Origin of the sequence: Microcoleus sp. AT3-D2 (assembly GCF_036705715.1) — a bacterium.
Classification (GTDB): Bacteria; Cyanobacteriota; Cyanobacteriia; order Cyanobacteriales; family Microcoleaceae; genus Microcoleus.
In genome coordinates this window covers 57,586-75,003 of record NZ_JAUBVE010000019.1, presented here as the reverse complement: position 1 = coordinate 75,003, position 17,418 = coordinate 57,586, and the positions used below count along the sequence as shown (strand labels likewise).

The 17,418-nt window shown below is 47.1% G+C and carries 9 protein-coding genes; 8 read left to right on the top strand and 1 reads right to left on the bottom strand.

Features of this window, described 5'->3' with window-relative positions; genetic code table 11:
- The first annotated feature begins 28 nt into the window (after positions 1-28).
- The 4 genes from QUB44_RS11330 (at position 29) to QUB44_RS11315 (ending at position 1,470) form a co-directional block, all read left to right on the top strand.
- Positions 29-463, top strand: a complete 435-nt coding sequence (locus QUB44_RS11330) for a KGK domain-containing protein (protein ID WP_333366799.1) — start codon at positions 29-31, stop codon at positions 461-463.
- 50 nt (positions 464-513) lie between these two features.
- Positions 514-759, top strand: a complete 246-nt coding sequence (locus QUB44_RS11325) for an HNH endonuclease (RefSeq protein ID WP_333146872.1) — start codon at positions 514-516, stop codon at positions 757-759.
- A gap of 91 nt (positions 760-850) precedes the next feature.
- Positions 851-1,087 (top strand): toxin-antitoxin (TA) system antitoxin, encoded by a 237-nt coding sequence (locus tag QUB44_RS11320; protein WP_333366796.1) that lies wholly within the window; start codon positions 851-853, stop codon positions 1,085-1,087.
- Between the two features lie 68 nt (positions 1,088-1,155).
- Positions 1,156-1,470: a type II toxin-antitoxin system VapC family toxin gene (locus QUB44_RS11315; protein ID WP_333366794.1), complete on the top strand. Its 315-nt coding sequence runs from the start codon at positions 1,156-1,158 to the stop codon at positions 1,468-1,470.
- 3 nt (positions 1,471-1,473) lie between these two features.
- On the opposite strand, the gene QUB44_RS11310 is transcribed toward QUB44_RS11315, so the two are convergent.
- The gene (locus QUB44_RS11310) at positions 1,474-5,286 is read right to left on the bottom strand and encodes a sugar-binding domain-containing protein (RefSeq protein WP_333366791.1); all 3,813 of its coding nucleotides are present in this window, start codon (positions 5,284-5,286) and stop codon (positions 1,474-1,476) included.
- Between the two features lie 229 nt (positions 5,287-5,515).
- Here QUB44_RS11310 and QUB44_RS11305 point away from each other — a divergent pair, with 229 nt between their 5' ends.
- The 4 genes from QUB44_RS11305 (at position 5,516) to QUB44_RS11290 (ending at position 17,140) form a co-directional block, all read left to right on the top strand.
- Entirely contained in the window at positions 5,516-11,023 is a 5,508-nt protein-coding gene (locus QUB44_RS11305) for a PAS domain S-box protein (RefSeq protein ID WP_333366788.1), read from the top strand.
- Between the two features lie 309 nt (positions 11,024-11,332).
- Positions 11,333-11,455, top strand: a complete 123-nt coding sequence (locus QUB44_RS11300; protein WP_333366785.1) for a hypothetical protein — start codon at positions 11,333-11,335, stop codon at positions 11,453-11,455.
- A gap of 125 nt (positions 11,456-11,580) precedes the next feature.
- Positions 11,581-15,717 (top strand): ATP-binding protein, encoded by a 4,137-nt coding sequence (locus QUB44_RS11295; RefSeq protein WP_333366782.1) that lies wholly within the window; start codon positions 11,581-11,583, stop codon positions 15,715-15,717.
- Positions 15,718-15,817: 100 nt separating this feature from the next.
- Positions 15,818-17,140, top strand: a complete 1,323-nt coding sequence (locus QUB44_RS11290) for a response regulator (protein WP_333366779.1) — start codon at positions 15,818-15,820, stop codon at positions 17,138-17,140.
- The last annotated feature ends 278 nt before the right edge of the window (positions 17,141-17,418 follow it).

Sequence of the window (17,418 nt, the reverse complement as noted above, 5' to 3'; positions counted from 1 at the left end):
TAGGGCTAAAGCGAGGAGGGGCAAGAATATGGAAGATAAATTTGATTTTCACAACTGCGGTAATGAGGATGCTTTATCTTTCGGTAACGCAATGCTTAAAGTAGAAAAACTCAAGGAAACAGTAAATGGAGTTTTGCCTGAATATGGGTTAGGAGAGAAACTCACTCAGTTGTTGAATCAACAAAAACTCTACATTTATGTAGGTTTAAATACTGACCAACAACCTAATGCTTATGAGAACTGGTTTGGTGAAGGTATAGATTGTGAAATTCTCAGAGTGGGTGCTCAGGGCTGGAAGAAAGGAAAGATGAAGCTCAAACTCAATGTCACTATAGAATTTTGCCCAGACGAACCAGACGTTGAAGAAACACCAGAAAACAACGAATCAGAAACTAGCAAACCCGAATCCCCCCTCGATGATTTGCGTCGCCAACTTCTCAATCAAGAAAACTCACCCAGCTAATCCATCAAACATCGGCGTTAATTCGCGTTCATCTGCGGTTAAAAATCATCATGTCTAAAACCCCTAGAATCCCGATTCCCCCAGAAGTCAGAAAATATGTATTTACTCGCAATAAATACCAGTGCCAAAGCTGCGGCCAAACAAAACTAGAAACCCAACTGACGATCGATCATATCATCCCCCTAGCGCGCGGCGGCAGCAACGACATCAGCAACTTGCAAACCCTCTGCAGCACTTGCAACCAAAAGAAAACCGACAAACTAGACCCCCGCTTCCGCCGTCACTTTGACCTTTGATATTTAACAGTATAATAAAATCAGCAATTTAAGCTTGAAATTGCTAACCTCTGTTCGATCGCACTTTTAATCCCTAGCTTGGATAACTGCAATGGTGACAAAAACAGTAGACGTGCAAGAAGCACAGACAAATTTGAAAGAGTTATTATCTCTAGCACTTAAAGGCATAGAGGTTGTTCTCACAGAAGGTGGAATTCCCCTTGTCCGTTTAGCGCCGATCGCATCCCCAACTAAGCAGCGTACAGCAGGATTACACGCAGGAGCAATCTGGACAAGTAATGATTTTGATGAACCGTTACCAGACGAATTTTGGACAGGGAATCTATGAAATTACTGCTGGATACTCATACATTCATTTGATGGGATAGTTCCCCCCAAAAGCTTTCAGCACAGGCTTTGGCATTGTGCCAAAACCCAGAAAATATCTTGCTTTTAAGCATTGGCAGCATTTGGGAAATGCAAATCAAGCTCCAACTGGGGAAGCTGAGTCTCAATCTGCCTTTACCAGAACTTATAGAAAGTCAGCAACAGACTAATAATATAGAAGTGTTACCTATTAATTTAACTCATCTTTTCACCTTGGATAGCCTACCCAACCATCACAAAGATCCGTTCGATCGCCTGTTGATTTCTCAAGCGATTGTAGAAAACGCTGTGCTGGTGAGTGGCGATTCGATACTAGCCAACTATCCGGTAAAAATAGAGTGGTAACACCTACCATCGATAATACCGATAAGGATCGTCCCCATTCTCAAAATCCGTTCTGTAATCCCAGTGATAAAACTCCCGACTCGAACCGTTAAACACAGATTCATCCGCCTTAAAACTCGCCCCTAAATTAGCCAAAATCTGAGCATTTGCCCTGGTTTGCCGCCAGCGAGTAAAACGCAAATAAGTCTTAGTATCAGCATTCAAACTGTCAGGTTCAATCTGAGAAAAAATCGCCACACCCTTGCCAACTTTTACTCGACTTAACAAACCGTCAGCACCGATTTCTCCCCCAGACTTAATCAACCAAGTATCATAAAAAGAGCGCGATCGCAAATCTGAGGCGCTAACCCCCTTCACCTCATCCCAACTCGGAACCGCCAGCGAACCTCCAAAATCCTGCGCTTGCTGCAAACCCACGCCCAAACCCGCAGCCGGCACTTCACGCGGCAAGAAAAACGCCTTCCCGCCAGCATTCAAATAACCGCGCAAATCTGTATCTTTCAGATTCGCTTCTCTCCCCACAATGACCAAACCTGCATCATTAGAAAGCGAACTAGCCCGCTGATAAATTACCCCCAAACTGTCCAACTTTTGGGCATCTTCATCTCCCCCAATTAAAACCACTTTATCCGGCTTTCCAAGTACCGGAGAATTCATCCCGTAACTCACAATTTGTTGCACTAACTGCGCCGCCCCAGCATCTACAGAATAATGGTCTTCCAAATCCAACTCGTTTAAAATCAGTCGCCCTTTTCCGTAATCCAATTCCATCAGCGGCGAATAAGCTAAATCAAACTCAGATTCCAAAATTGGGCGCCAACTGCTGCGGTGCGGTTTCTCAATAGAAGCGCTACTGACACCGCCGCGATTTCCCCAACGCCAGCCGTACCAAGGTTTATTTGCCGGACTCAAATTAGGGCCAGTTTGGAGCGTATTTGGATAAGCTTCAACCAGCGTGCTTTCCCCCGCCCAATCCCGCAAATCTTCACTGTCTAAACTGCTAATTGCCGGATGGTTGCTGTCAACTGGATAAGCGCGGCGGCTGACGTGGACAGCAACTCGGAAACCCGTATTTTTCAGCCATTCCCTGCGCTGAGGAAACACAATTGCTTTGCCGCCGTTTCGCACAAAACTTTCTAAACTTCCCGGCAAATTTTCCCCGCTAGAAAATGCTTCCCTACCGATAATTAATAGCGATGAAACTTGCGAACCATTCCACGGTACAAGCTGATGACCTAACTGTTTTAACATGGCCGATGTTTTGCCCGCTGGATCGAAGATTGTCACCGAATCTTTGATGTTGGATTGTTTGGGAAAAACGCGGAAAGCAAATGTATCAGAATGCGATCGCTCCCCCACCCGTGCAGTCAAGCGAATTTCGCCGTCAGCCTTGCTAGAAATGGTATTTGGCAAATTTACGTCTATTGGGAAAAACAGCGTTCCTGCCGGAGCAATTTTTCCTTTTCCATCGCCTTTTTTAACTTCTTTCCCCCCCACCAAAACCCGCCAATTAAACGAAAATTCTTGCGTCGCCCGCGTATCGTTAATTAACACTACTTGCTTTGCCAGTTTTCCGCCCACAAACAAATTGTGATCTTTCGCAGTAAAAACCGGGCTAGCACCAGCAATCCACGCCAAAGTCGAGCTATTATTCTTCATAATTGCCTCGCCCCCAGGATGAACAGTGTAAGCTTCGGGTTGCAAATAATTCAAAAGATTATTCGAGACTTGCTTCAAATAAACTCCCCGCCGACCAGGTTGAAATGCCCCAATATCCACCTTTTTTCTGCCCGCATCGGAAACTTCCCAACCGTGCCCGTCATTCCAAGGAATCATCCCCCCAGACATTCCAAAAGTTCGCCAACTCCGCCAAGTATTTGTACTGAATAACTCCTGCAACTTTTGAAAAGCTGGGGCAAAATCCAACTCTTTTTTTAAATGCCAGCTTTGATACTCCTGGCCCTTGACAAATTGCTCGCGAATTTTAGATTTATAAGCCGTCGTTTCCAACTCGTAAGCCTGCTTGCCAAAATAAATTGCCGCAAACTCAGTCATCCAAGGTTCGCTGAGAATCACCTGACCAAAACCTTTGCGGTTCCGCATCATCGTTGCGTGCAGAGGAGTCCCAAACTCGACTGCCATGTAGGGCATTTCCCCGGTTTTGCTCCACTCAGAAATCCACTCTTCCCGTTCTTGCAAGGGAATGATATTTAAATAAGAATTGAGTGCGTAAACATCGCCGAAGTGTGCGCCTTGGTGTACCATCACAGGTCTGGTTGGGTCAGCCGATTTAATCGCAGCTATAGCGTCATTTCCTAGGGGAGTGTTGACCCGCAAACGCTGGTTGTCCGGGGGACTGAGAGTTCCTTCTACTTTGCTTTTGCCGATGCGACGGGGATTTAGGTCGTCAGCATTGCCGAAAAAATTAGGACTTGTCGCCCACATTAATACTGATGGATGATTGCGGTAGCGGCGCATTTCAGTTACCATTCGGTCTTTCCAGCGGTTGTTCCACAGGGGGTTCTTCCACTTGCCGTTCCAAGCGATAGGACTAATGTCTAAAGCGGGAGCCATAATGGGAAAACCTTTGAGGTCTGCTCTTTCGGAAAATAACTCTCGGAAGTGCCATCTACCCCGTTCGTCGTGATTCCAAGGCCACATTTCTGTTATGTTAAAACCGGCTTTTACATAGCTGTCAATTAGCCTGTCAGAAACTTCTAGTATCCCGCCTTGCCAAGAATCGAAGTGCAAGTTTGGTCGCAGCCGAAATTCTGTTCCGTTTAAGAAAAATTTGCGCCCTTCTATCCAAAATTCGCGGAAGCCAAAAGGTTGGTCGTATTGCGTGTCAATGCCGCTGCCTTTTACTTCTAATTGCAGGGTGTAAAGGTTTGGTTGCCCGACATCCCAAAGACGGGGATTTGGCCAATTCCACTGAACTTGTAACGTTTGAATGGGTTTAGCTTGAACGTTGGCAGTGCCTGTAAATTTTTGTTCTACTTTGCCTTTTTCGTCGAGCATTTGCGCGATTATTTCTACTTTACCGTTTTGGGCAACGTCTTTGAGTTCTACATCTAATTTAACTTGCTTTTTTCGGGTGGAAGTTTGGACGAATACGTCGCTAATCAGCGGGCCTGGGGGAAGGCTCAGAAGCCGTACTTCACCGATGATTCCCCGCGATTGCAAGTTGGATTTTTCTGTGTAGATTTCTGTGGGGCCCATGATGACGGCTTTTTCCTTTTCATCGGATACTGCCACCACTAAAATAGATAGGGTGTTTTGACCGGGTTTGGCTGCTTTGGTAATTTCAATAGTGCCGTAGGGCCAGGGGATTTGACCGCAGTTAATGCCGTTGACAAAGATGACTGCATCGGTGCTGACTCTGGCTAAGTCGAGAAAAATTCGGCGGTTTGTCCAGTCGCCGGGAATGTCTATATTTTTCTGATACCAAGCTTTTGATAGTTGTTTACTGTTGAAGTTTTCCCAATCTTTGCCGCTGCCGCGAGTGAGGATTCCGGGTACGGATTCGTTGTTTTCTTTTTGCCAGTCTCCAGGCACCGAGATGGAACCCCAATTTGGGGAGACGGGGGGGTTTTGGGGGTTGCCAACTGCGGGAACAAATTGCCAAGTTCCGTTGAGATAGATTTGGGATCGTTTGTTGTCGATCGCCCCGACGGCCGCGATGGTAAGATTGGGGAAGCCGATCGATATCGCTGAGCTGCTGCCTAAGTTGGGATTTTGAAGTGCGTAACCGACGAATCCAAAGAGGGTGGCGGCTGCGAAAAATAATCCGATAATTTTGGCCCGCTTGTGATTCACTCGCTTATTGCTCCCAGAAATTAGATAATCTCATTTGTCCCTTGATCTATGATAGCAGTTGATTCAGCACCAATCCCGCAGCCAATCTGTCTCTGGGAAGATGGCACAGGGCCGACAAATGTGGTTTTGTATAGAAAAAATAAATACTTAGTTTTAACTGAGTTTTAACAAGGTTGTTTCATCGACATAAGACATAGTGCGATCGCGCCATCGCTACAGGTCAACAAAAATGACTCGGTTTCAGGTCTTGCCCTTACCCATTAAATCTTACAGTATTGCTATTTTTAGTGCCGGCACGGCTTTACTGCTGACAACTCTGTTACTGTTTTCCTTCCAGGCAGCTCCTGCAATCTTACTTTTGGCCGCGGCAATGGTTATCGCTTGGTATGCTGGCTTAAAGTCTGCACAAAAAGAACTAGAAATAGAACGTAATATTATTTCAAAAGTAATTGACACGACGGCTTGCTTGATTGTAGTTCTCGACAGCCAAGGACGGATTGTCCGCTTTAACCAAGCTTGCGAAAAAACTACAGGCTACTCGACAGCAGAAGTTGTTAATAAATATGTTTGGGATTTGTTCTTAATTTCCGAAGAAACAGAACTTGTTAAAACAGTTTTTACCCAGCTCAAAGTCGAACATTTTAACAGCGAATATCAAAACTATTGGCGCACTAAAAACGGATCGAAGCGCTTCATTTCTTGGTCGAATACTGTGACGCTTGATGACGAGGGTTTGGTAGAATATGTGATAGCAACGGGCATTGATATTACCGATCGCCAAGAAGCAGAAATAGCCCTGGCTTTATCCTACACTAACCTAGAAAGCCGCGTCAAACAGCGCACAGCAGAACTGACAGTAGCTAAAGAAGCGCTGCAAGCTCAAGAAGAACGATTTCGCTGTTTAAGTTCCTGTTCGCCGGTCGGCATTTTTATGGCAGATTTTGAGGGGCGCTACACCTATGCAAACCCACGCTGTCAGGCTATTTGCGGCTTAAGCTTGACAGAACTTTTAGGAGACGGTTGGGAGAATTGCATTCACCCGGAAGACTGCGATCGCGTATTGACCCGATGGCTAGATTATACTCGGCAAGGTGGGGAATATGCGATCGAGTATCGCCTGCAAACACAACAGGGGATTGTGCGCTGGATTAACGTTTGTTCCTCGCCGATGTTCTCCGACTCCGGCGAACTCATCGGATACGTGGGCACGGTGAGAGATGTCACGGAAAGACAACAAGCGCAAGCAGCTTTGGCAAGTAGCGAACAGCAACTGAGAACGCTGCTAGAAAATACGCCAGATGTAATTATCCGCACCGACAAAGAGCTGCGTTATATTTATGTCAATCAAGCAGTTGAAAGAAGCCAAGGAAAACCAATTTCATTCTTCCTGGGTAAAACCAGTCAAGAAATAGGAATGCCGCCGGAACTGTGCCAGATGTGGGATGAAACCCTGCACAAAGTGTTAGAAACAGGTCAAGAAGAAATTATCGAATTTCAGGCTTTCTCAATCAACGGCATCCGAAGTTATCAATCCCGCGTAGTTCCAGAATTTGACAAAAATGGCGTACCAGAATCAGCCTTAATTGTCGCCCGCGATATCACAGAAATAAAACTTGCCGAAACTCAAAGATTGCAGTTAACAATCGAGCAAACAGCGAGGGAACAAGCGGAAATAGAACAACAGCGCTCGGCCTTTTTAGCAGAAGTCAGCAAAATGCTGGCTGCTGCGTTTGACGGGGAAACGGTGCTGCAAAAGGTAGCAGAATTAGCAGTAAATTCGATCGCCGACGGGTGCTGCATTCATTTGACCGAAACCGACTCAAAAGTGCGTCGAGTCGCTGCCGCTCACGCAGAAGCCTCTATAGTTGATAGTCTGAATAACTTGAGAATCCGCAGTCCGATCGCCGACAATGCTACTAACGGCTATCCGCTGGTAATCCGCACCGGAACATCCGAACTAATTGCCGAAGTGGATGAGGAAATTTTAGCAGCAGGATGCGAAAATGCAGCAGAAATAGAAATATTGCGATCGCTCAATATCGGCTCTCACGTTTGCGTACCGCTGAAGGCTCGCGGGCGGGTAATGGGTTCCATCACTTGCTTTACCTCAAAGTTTAGCCGCCGCTACAGTGCAGAAGACATGGCAATGCTAGAAGACCTAGCATACCGCGTGGCGATCGCCCTAGACAACGCCAGACTCTACGCAGAAGCGCAGCAAGCACTATCTCAAACATCGCAATCCTTTGCGTTAATTGACTCGCTGTTAGAAGCATCTCCCCTAGCGATTTGCTTTATGGATCGCGAAATGCGCTTCATCCGTATCAATCAAGTATTAGCAGAACTCAACGGTTTGCCGATAGAACAGCATCTCGGCCAAGACTTCCGCCAATTGTTGCCAGAACATGCAGCCAAATTTGCGCCGATAATTCAGCAAGTTTTAGAAACCGGTCAGCCTGTTTTAAACTTAGAAATGAGCGGGGAACCTGATGGAAAACCGGGATATTTCGGTTACTGGCTAGCCAACTACTACCCAGTGAAAAATGAAAGGGGAGAAATAATCGGAGTCGGCCTAATTATCACAGATATTACCGCAGCAAAACAAACCGAATTAGCTTTGACAGAAAGCGAAATGCGCTTCCGCAGCGTGGTAGAATCTAACATGATCGGCATCGGTTTCTGGGATGTCAGCGGCGAAGTTACGGACGCTAACGACGCCTTGCTGGAAATGATCGGATATACGAGGGAAGACTTAGTTTCGGGACAGATCCGCTGGCTCGAACTCACGGCGCCGGAATATCTAGAACTCGATCGCATCGCCATCGCGCAAGTCGAAGCATCAGGAAGTTGCGCACCTTTTGAAAAAGAATATCTCCGCAAAGACGGCACGCGGTTCCCAGTTTTAGTCGGCGGCGGAAACTTCCCAGGATGCAAAGACAAAGGAGCATTCTTCGTACTAGATATCACCGATCGCAAACAAGCCCAAAACCAACTTCGAGAAAACGAAATACGCATTCGCCGCCAACTAGCAGAACTCGACTTAGTTTACAAAACCACACCAGTCGGGCTGTGCTTTGTCGATACCAATTTGCGCTACATCCGCCTCAACGAATGCCTCGCTGCGATCAACGGCCGATCGATCCGAGAGCACCTCGGGCGCACCGTTAGAGAAGTAATTCCCGAAATGGCCGATATGGTAGAGCGGATTTACCGCCAAGTGCTGGCGACGCAAACCCCCGTGCTCGACTTGGAAATTAAGGCAGAAACCAAGCAACAGCCGGGAGTCTTGCGGGATTGGCAAATCAGCTTTTACCCCGTGAGCGATGAATCAGGAACACTGCTGGGAGTCAGCACTGTGGTAGCCGAAATTACCGATCGCAAACAAGCAAAACGAGTAATACAGCAAAGCGAAAGCATATTCCGGCGGCTGTTCGAGTCAAATATTTTCGGAGTCGCGATCGGCGATTTTAGCGGCCGCATCGCCTACGCCAACCAATCCCTGCTCAACATGGTCGGCTACACCCGCTCAGACTTGCTCTCGGGTCAAATGCGGTGGGACAGAATGACCCCCCCCGAATACCTGCACCTCGACGCCCTGGCGGCCGGGGAACTGCGGGCTAAGGGAGTCGCAACTCCTTTCAAGAAAGAGTACATCCGCAAAGATGGCAGCCGCGTGCCGCTTCTGATGGGGGGAACCACTCTGTGCCCGGAAAACGGCGAACCAGAGACGATCGTCGCATTCTTCATCGACTTGACCGAGATCTCGCGGGTGGAAGCAGAACTCAAAAACAATCAAGAACGGCTGCAAATCGCTCAGCAAGCAGGCAAAATCGGAACTTTTGAATGGAACGTCCAAACCGGCGAGCTCGCGTGTACGCCGGAGTTCGAGGCTTTGTACGGGCTGCCTGCAGGCGGTATCGACAGCTATGAAAGTTGGGCCCAAATGGTGCATCCAGACGAGCGCGCTGTTATTCAAAAGCAGGTAAAGGCTGCGAGGGCGTCCGGGGAGGAATTAAACATTGAGTTCCGCATCTGCCGCCCGGACAAAAGCGTGGGCTGGATTGCTTGCAGGGCTAAGGTGTTTCCCGACGATCGGGGTTTGCCTTTGCGGATGATCGGGGTGAATGTCGATATCAGCGATCGCAAACAAGCAGAAGCAGCGCGATCGCACATCCATCAAACTTTAGAAGCCTTGATTCAGGCTTGTCCCCTAGCAATTACCGTTTTGGACTGCGACGACGGGACTGTGAAAATGTGGAACCCAGCAGCCGAGAAGATTTTTGGCTGGCATGAATCAGAAGCGGTAGGTCAATTTGTGCCCTGCGTTCCCGCAGACAAGCGGGAGGAATTCACAGCGAACTTGAAAAGAATTCGCCAAGGAAACGCGATCGCCGGCATGGAAACCCAGCGCCAAAGGAAAGACGGCAGCTCGATCGACATCAGTTTGTGGGCAACTCCAGTCCGCGACAGCAACGGCAATATCAACTGTATGTCGATCACCGCCGACATCAGCGATCGCAAGCAAGTCGAGGCCCAACGCGCTCAGTTACTTGAGCGCGAACAAGTCGCGCGGGCAGAAGCAGAAGCTATCAGCCGCCGGAAAGACGAGTTTCTAGACTCTCTTTCCCACGAATTGCGAACGCCTTTAAATGTGATTCAGGGGTGGGCACAGATCCTGCGCGCCCATCCCTACAACGAAGATAAATTAGCTTCGGGTTTGGAAGCCATTGAACGTCAGTCGAAGGTGCAGATTCAGCTAGTGGAAGATTTGCTCGACGTTTCCCGGATTATTCAAGGCAAGCTAGCCCTGAAACCCGGCTGGTTCTACATGGTAAGGACGATCGAGGCGGCTCATAATTCAGTTAGTTCGGCAGCCGAGGCCAAGTCTGTCACCATTTCGTCAGAATTTGACCCCGCAGTCGGCTTGATGTGGGGCGACGCCCAGAGGTTGCAGCAGGTAGTGTGGAATTTGCTGACTAACGCCGTGAAGTTTACGCCTTCGGGGGGAAATGTGCAACTGCGCTTGTCTGCGGTGGCTGTTAGCGGTTCCTCATCACCCAATTACGTGCAAATTACTGTCAGCGATACCGGAAAGGGCATTTCTGCTGAGTTTCTGCCCTACGTGTTCGATCGCTTCCGACAAGCAGACGCCTCTAAAACTAAGGCTGAGAGCGGTTTGGGACTGGGATTGGCGATCGTCGAGCACTTGGTGCAACTCCACGGGGGTACTGTGACTGCGGAAAGTCCCGGTCCAGACCAGGGTGCGACATTTACGGTGACACTGCCACTCAAACAGCCTCGGAGTAAGCAGCCGCACTTGAGAGGAGAAAGGAAATCCAATCCAAGGCATCCGGGTATTTTGACTGGTTTAAAGGTGTTGGTAGTTGACGACGAGCCCGACAACCGCCAGTTTTTGATGGTTGCGCTCGAACAGTGCGGGGCGACTGGGACTGCGGCTGCTTCGGCTGCAGAGGCGATCGACATTTTGCAGCAGTCGCCGCCGGATATTTTAGTCAGCGATATCGGTATGCCCGTTGAGGACGGCTACTCGCTGATCCGCAAAGTGCGATCGTCCGAATCCGACAAAATCAAGCGCTTGCCGGCCGTGGCGCTGACAGCTTATGCTAGCGAAGAAGGCCGCGATCGGGCGATCGCCACTGGTTACAACGAACACTTAACAAAGCCGATCGAACCTGCTCTCTTCGCCACCGTTTTAGCCAAGTTAACAAATGGGCATTAGGGCGATCGGGTTCGGACGATCGCACGAGTAATACCAGTTTAAGGTGAAGTTGCACATATCTCGATCCCCCTAAATCCCCCTTAAGAAGGGGAGTAGGGGTTGACTTTGAAAAGAATCTTGTCCCCCCCTTATTAAGGGGGGTTAGGGGGGATCAGATTCTATGCAGCCTCATAAAAAATTAGTATAAGATCATTTCCGTTTGATTCTGATTTGTATAATGTTAAATGTTGTAAGGGCGGGTTGACCAATAATAATTGCCCATAATCTACAATCTCATAAACCCGCCCCCGCTGGCTTTTCATTAACGACATGATTGCCGATACACACAAAGAAATTAGAAAAGTTATCACAGTTTATGTAAGTAAAAATGAATCAAATGCCCAACAGCTAGAAACAGAACTGACAGAAGCAAATTTTCGCATCCGCGTCTAATCTTTGCTAGTAGTTGGCTATATTGAACCGGGCGGAAAATTTCACAGTTTTTAGGGCGCGCCAATTGCCGGGAAGGCACGCTACAGCAGTTAAAATACGATTATCAGCGCAATTGGTTCATACCCATGCCCCTTTATCCCCTCAACCGCCTAACCGCCAAATTTTTCAGCAAGCTGCCGCTGCGAACGGTTCTGATTGTTCCGTTTGTTTTGCAAACAGTCAGCGCCGTCGGGCTAGTGGGCTATCTTTCTTTCAAAAGTAGTCAGGAATCAGTCGCAGATGTAGGCCACCAGCTAATCGAACAAGTAGAAGAACGGATTAGCGATCGCCTCACAGATAATGATGGACTCTCGGCAATCAATACCTTTCTGGCTAGGCTGCAATTCTCGGCTTCAGGACAAACTTTTATTATGGATCGATCGGGCAATCTGATTGCCACATCCACACTAGAAACACCCTTGGTGACGCCAACAAAAAAGCCACCGACGCCATTGCTAGCCATCAACAGTAAGAATGCCCAAACGCGAGATATTGCTAGACAACTCGCCAACCGATTTGGCAACCTCCGCACGTTGCAAACAACTCAGCGATTTACCTTGGCTAGCAAGGGCGATAGGCAGTTTGTCCGCGTCACTCCCTATCGAGATTTCCGTGGCTTGGATTGGTTGATTGTGGTGGTGGTGCCAGAGTCTGATTTCATGGCTCCAATTCAAGCAAATACGCGCAATACATTGTGGTTATTGATCGGTACACTGCCGTTGGCGATCGCGATCGGATTGTTGACTTCCCGTTGGGTAACAAAGCCAATTATGCGTTTGAATACGGCAGCCAAAAATGTTGCCAAAGGAAAATGGGATCAACCTTTAGAAAATAAACGCTTGGATGAAGTCGGAGAACTCGCCAATTCCTTCAATTTTATGGCAGCGCAACTGCAACAGGCTTTTGCAGACCAAAAATCTTTAAATGAAGCTTTAGCGCAAAGAGAGAGCCAACTCAAGCAATTTCTCGAAGCCATACCTACGGGAGTATCTATCCACGATACCTCCGGTAAAGTCGTGTACTTGAACGAAACTGCCAAGCATTGGCTCGGCGTAGCAACTATTCCCGATGCGACTTTAGAAGAAGCAGGAGAAGTTTATCAAATCTACCGCCAAAACCAGCTTTATCCCACTGAAGAGCTGCCCGCATTCCGAGCACTGCGTGGCGAAACAGTATTCCTTGAAGATGTAGAACTTCATCGAGATGGGAAATTTATTCCTTTTGAGGTGCGCGCCACACCAATTTTTGACGAAGGCGGAAACATTATTTATGCCATCAATGCTTTTTATAACATCGCACAGCGCAAACAATCTGAAAAAATATTAACTGATTACAATCGCACTTTAGAAACCGAAGTGGCAGAACGTAGCTACGCCTTAGCTGGTGCTAACGAACTATTACAATATGAAATTGCCGATCGCAAATTGCTTGAACAAAAACTTTACACTTCTACTGAGCAATTTGTGAAAATATTTGAGTCGATTACAGATAGTGTATTGATTTTTGATGTCCAAGAAGAAACCATCCAAATTATACCAACTAAGGGAATTTTTCAATACAACTATCATACGAATCAGATCGACTCCATCATCGAACAATTTTTTCAGGATGCCAGCGAGGAGATTTATTTCGCTCAAGTTCGACAGGCATTGGAAACCCAACAAACTATTAGTTTTGATTACAGTCTGCGGATTAATAACCAAGAAGTTTGGTTTGCTGCTAAAATTTCGCCGCTGTCGGATAGCTCTGCGGTTTGGGTAGCGCGCGACATTAGCGATCGCCAGTTTGCCGAAGCCCGACTGCTGGAAGCCCAAAAAATTGCCCGTATTGGCAGTTGGGAATACGATATCGCCACAGCAAAAACCACTTGGAGTGAAGAACTCTATCGCATTTATGAGCTCGATCCAACTCAAAAACCGCTGCCAACCGAACAATTAATCGAGCGTTTTCATCCAGAAGATCGATCGCGCTATCTGACAATGGTGCGCGATCAAGCTATGTCGGGGCAAAGCTTTGAAATTGATCTGCGGCTGATCCGAAGAGATGGCTCGCTTAGTTACATTGAAGTCCGAGGGAAACCTGTTTATGATGAAAAAGGGCAGTTGATCCGTTTGTTCGGCACTGTCTTGGATATTAGCGATCGCAAACAAGCCGAGTCAGCTTTGCGAGAAAGCGCCCAGGGAGAACAAGCCATCGCCCGATCGATCGAGCGCATCCGTCAATCCTTAGATATTGACACAATATTCAAAACCACAACCTCTGAGTTGCGACAAACCCTAAAATGCGATCGTGTCGGTATCTATCGCTTTAATCCTGATTGGAGCGGGGAATTTGTTGCCGAGTCAATGGCTCCTGGCTGGATATCTTTGATGAAACAACCCGACGATGGTAATGTGCCAAACACTCTCGTCGAAGACTCTCGCTGTACCGTGAAAACTATGCAAGCCGGCGGTACACCAGTGCTGGATACCTATCTACAAAAAAATCAAGGCGGTATGTACGCTAGAGGCATTCCTTACCGCATAATTGAAGACATATACAACGCTGGATTGAGTCATTGTTACATAGAACTGTTAAAACAATTTCAAGCTAGAGCCTACGTTATTTTCCCCATATTTTGTGGCAGTCAACTTTGGGGTTTGCTCGCCAGCTATCAAAATTCTGCACCCCGCACTTGGCGCGAAGCAGAAATCAATATTGGGCTGCAAATTAGCACTCAATTGGGAGTCGCCTTACAACAAGCTCAATTGCTCGAAGCCACTCAAAAGCAAGCTGTACAGCTTCAACAAGCCGCCTGGGCCGCAGAAGCTGCCAACCTTGCCAAAAGCACTTTCCTGGCAAATATGAGCCACGAACTCCGCACCCCGCTAAATGCAATTCTGGGATTCTCCCAATTGATGCAGCGTTCTACCAACCTCACTCGCGAACAACAGGAAAATATCCGCATTATCAACCGCAGCGGAGAACACTTGCTCGCTCTGATCAATCAAATATTAGATTTAGCCAAAATAGAGGCGGGACGGATTACAATCAATCCAACAGACTTTCAATTAAGCAGCCTGTTGAACGATCTGGAAGAGATGTTTCAACTTCAGGCAATGGAGCAACAATTGCAGTTAATATTTGACTGCTCTAGCGAAACTCCCGAATATCTACGAACAGATCAACTGAAGTTGCGCCAAGTTTTAATTAATCTGCTTTCTAACGCCATTAAATTTACGAAACAAGGAGTAATTAGGTTAAGAGTAAGTGCATTAATAGACGGTGAGAATCAGCAATTACCAATCAGTAATTACCAATTACATTTTGAAATAGAAGACACGGGTTCCGGCATAGCTGCTGATGAGTTAGATAAGCTTTTTCAAGCCTTTGTGCAAACCAAAACAGGAACCAAATCTCAGCAAGGAACAGGCTTGGGACTAGCTATCAGCCAACAGTTTGTCAAACTGATGGGCGGCGTAATTACTGTACGCAGTGAAGTAGGACGCGGCACCACCTTCGCGTTTGATATCCCCGTCAGCGCCGTTTATGCCCCAGCGGCTCAACCCGTACAGCCACCGCGTCGGGTGATAGCGCTGGAACGCAACCAGCCACGCTATCGTATTTTGATTGTGGACGATCGATCAGACAACCGCCAACTGCTGATTAAACTCCTCGCTGCCTTTAACTTTGAACTCGAAGAAGCCAGCAACGGCATGGAAGCTATTGAAATGTGGTCGAGTTTTGAGCCACACTTAATTTTTATGGATATGTGGATGCCCGTGATGGATGGACATGAAGCGACCAAACGCATTAAAGCCACCGTTAAAGGTCAAGCTACGGCAATTATTGCCGTGAGTGCCGGTAACGCCGAGGAAGCGCAAACCGTTACTGTATCAGATGATTGCGATGACTTTATCCACAAACCCTTTCGAGATACAGAAATTTTTGCCACCCTGCACAAACATCTGGGAGTGCGTTACATTTACGGTGAACCGGAGAGTGTTCCCGAGTCAACTCAAATCCAGGCTCCGACTCCAGAGACTCTGGCAGCTTTACCCGCAGATTGGCTGGCAGCTTTAGAGAAAGCCACAATTGAGTGCGATTTAGAGTTAATTCTGATCCAAATTGAGCAAATTCGCGATCGTAATGACGCTTTAGCTAGCGCTCTAGCCACATTGGCTAACGACTTTCAGTTCAATCAAATACTAGCTCTCATCCATCCCGAAACGAAAGAGAAATGATATTATACCGTGTTTGTAGTGAGTACGATCGTCCTCATAAAACCCGCTAGGACGATCGTACTCACTACAAACCTATAAAGCTTATTTTACCGAACTAGATATGAATTACGAACCAACTCCCGTCTTAAAAGGGAATATTTTAATTGTTGATGATATTCCGGCTAATTTGCAACTTTTAGCTCAAATACTCTCGCAGCAAGGGTACAAAACACGCACCGCACCCGACGGCAAACTAGCGCTAAGGTCGATCGAGTTAACTCCTCCTGACTTGATTTTGCTCGACATCATGATGCCCGGTATGGACGGCTACAAAGTCTGCCAAGCATTGAAAGCTTCTCCCACAACCAAGGACATTCCGGTTATTTTTATCAGTGCTTTGAATGAAGTATTAGATAAAGTCAAAGCCTTTGAAGTTGGTGGTATAGATTATATCACAAAACCGTTTCACGAACAAGAAGTTCTCGCCCGCGTCTCCAATCAACTCGTGCAGCGCCAGTTGTTCCAGCAAACACAATCCTACGCCCAGCAACTCGAACAAACCGTAACTGAACTAAAGAAAACTCAAGCTCAGTTAATACAGAAGGAAAAAATGGCTTCTTTAGGTCAGCTAGCGGCAGGAATTGCTCACGAAATCAACAATCCCGTCAGCTTTATCTACGGCAATATTGCTCTAGCGGCGGAGTATGCACGAGATTTGCTTCGCCTCGTCGAATTGTACCGACATTACTACCCCCACCCCGTGGCAGAAATTATCGGCGAATTGGACGAGATTCAACCCGAATTCATCGCAGAGGATTATCCAAAACTGCTGCATTCGATGACAGAGGGTGCTTCTCGGATTAGCGAAATTGTGATGTCTTTGCGGAAATTCACCCGCCTTGGCGAACAAAAGTACAAGCCAGTGGATATTCATGAAGGCATTGACAATACTTTACTTATTTTGCAGCATCGGCTGAAGGGAACAAACAAAGCTGGTGAGATAGAGGTCATTAAACACTACAGCCAACTGCCAAGAGTCACCTGTTACGCCAGTGAGTTAAATCAGGTGTTCATGAACCTGCTAAGTAATGCTATTGATGCCCTGGAAACTCAACCGTCTCCCCGAAAAATTACCATCAGCACTTCAGTAAGTTGTGAGTCAGAATCGGCCCTGCACAATCAAGATTCAAAATTAGCCACTCAAAACTCTAAATCCGTTGTTATTCACATTGCCGATAACGGTTGTGGGATGAGTGAGGAAGTGCGCCACCAGATATTTGACCCATTTTTTACTACGAAGCCTGTAGGCCGCGGTATTGGATTAGGGTTGGCAATCAGTCACGATATTGTAGTGGAAAAACATCGAGGTCACATCAGTTGTATTTCTGCTCCGGGCCTAGGAACCAAGTTAATTGTGCAGATTCCGATATCTGTTAAATTTTAATAAATTTCAACATTTTAAAATTTAACCGACCCAGAGGATATATCAGATAGATTGTACGCGAGCATCTGTTTAAGGTAAAACCGATAGTCTGTCAGTCCGTCAAGGGTTGAAACCCGAAACCCCTGCCTCAAAGCGAAAGTCCTCTTTTAGAGGACTGAATAATTTATTAGTCGTCTTTTAGAGGACTTTTGCTATTAGACAGGGAATTCATTCCCTGGCGGAGTGCCGGGTGAGCAGGAGGACTGTTTCATTCTCCTGCTACCGGATTTGATAGGAGT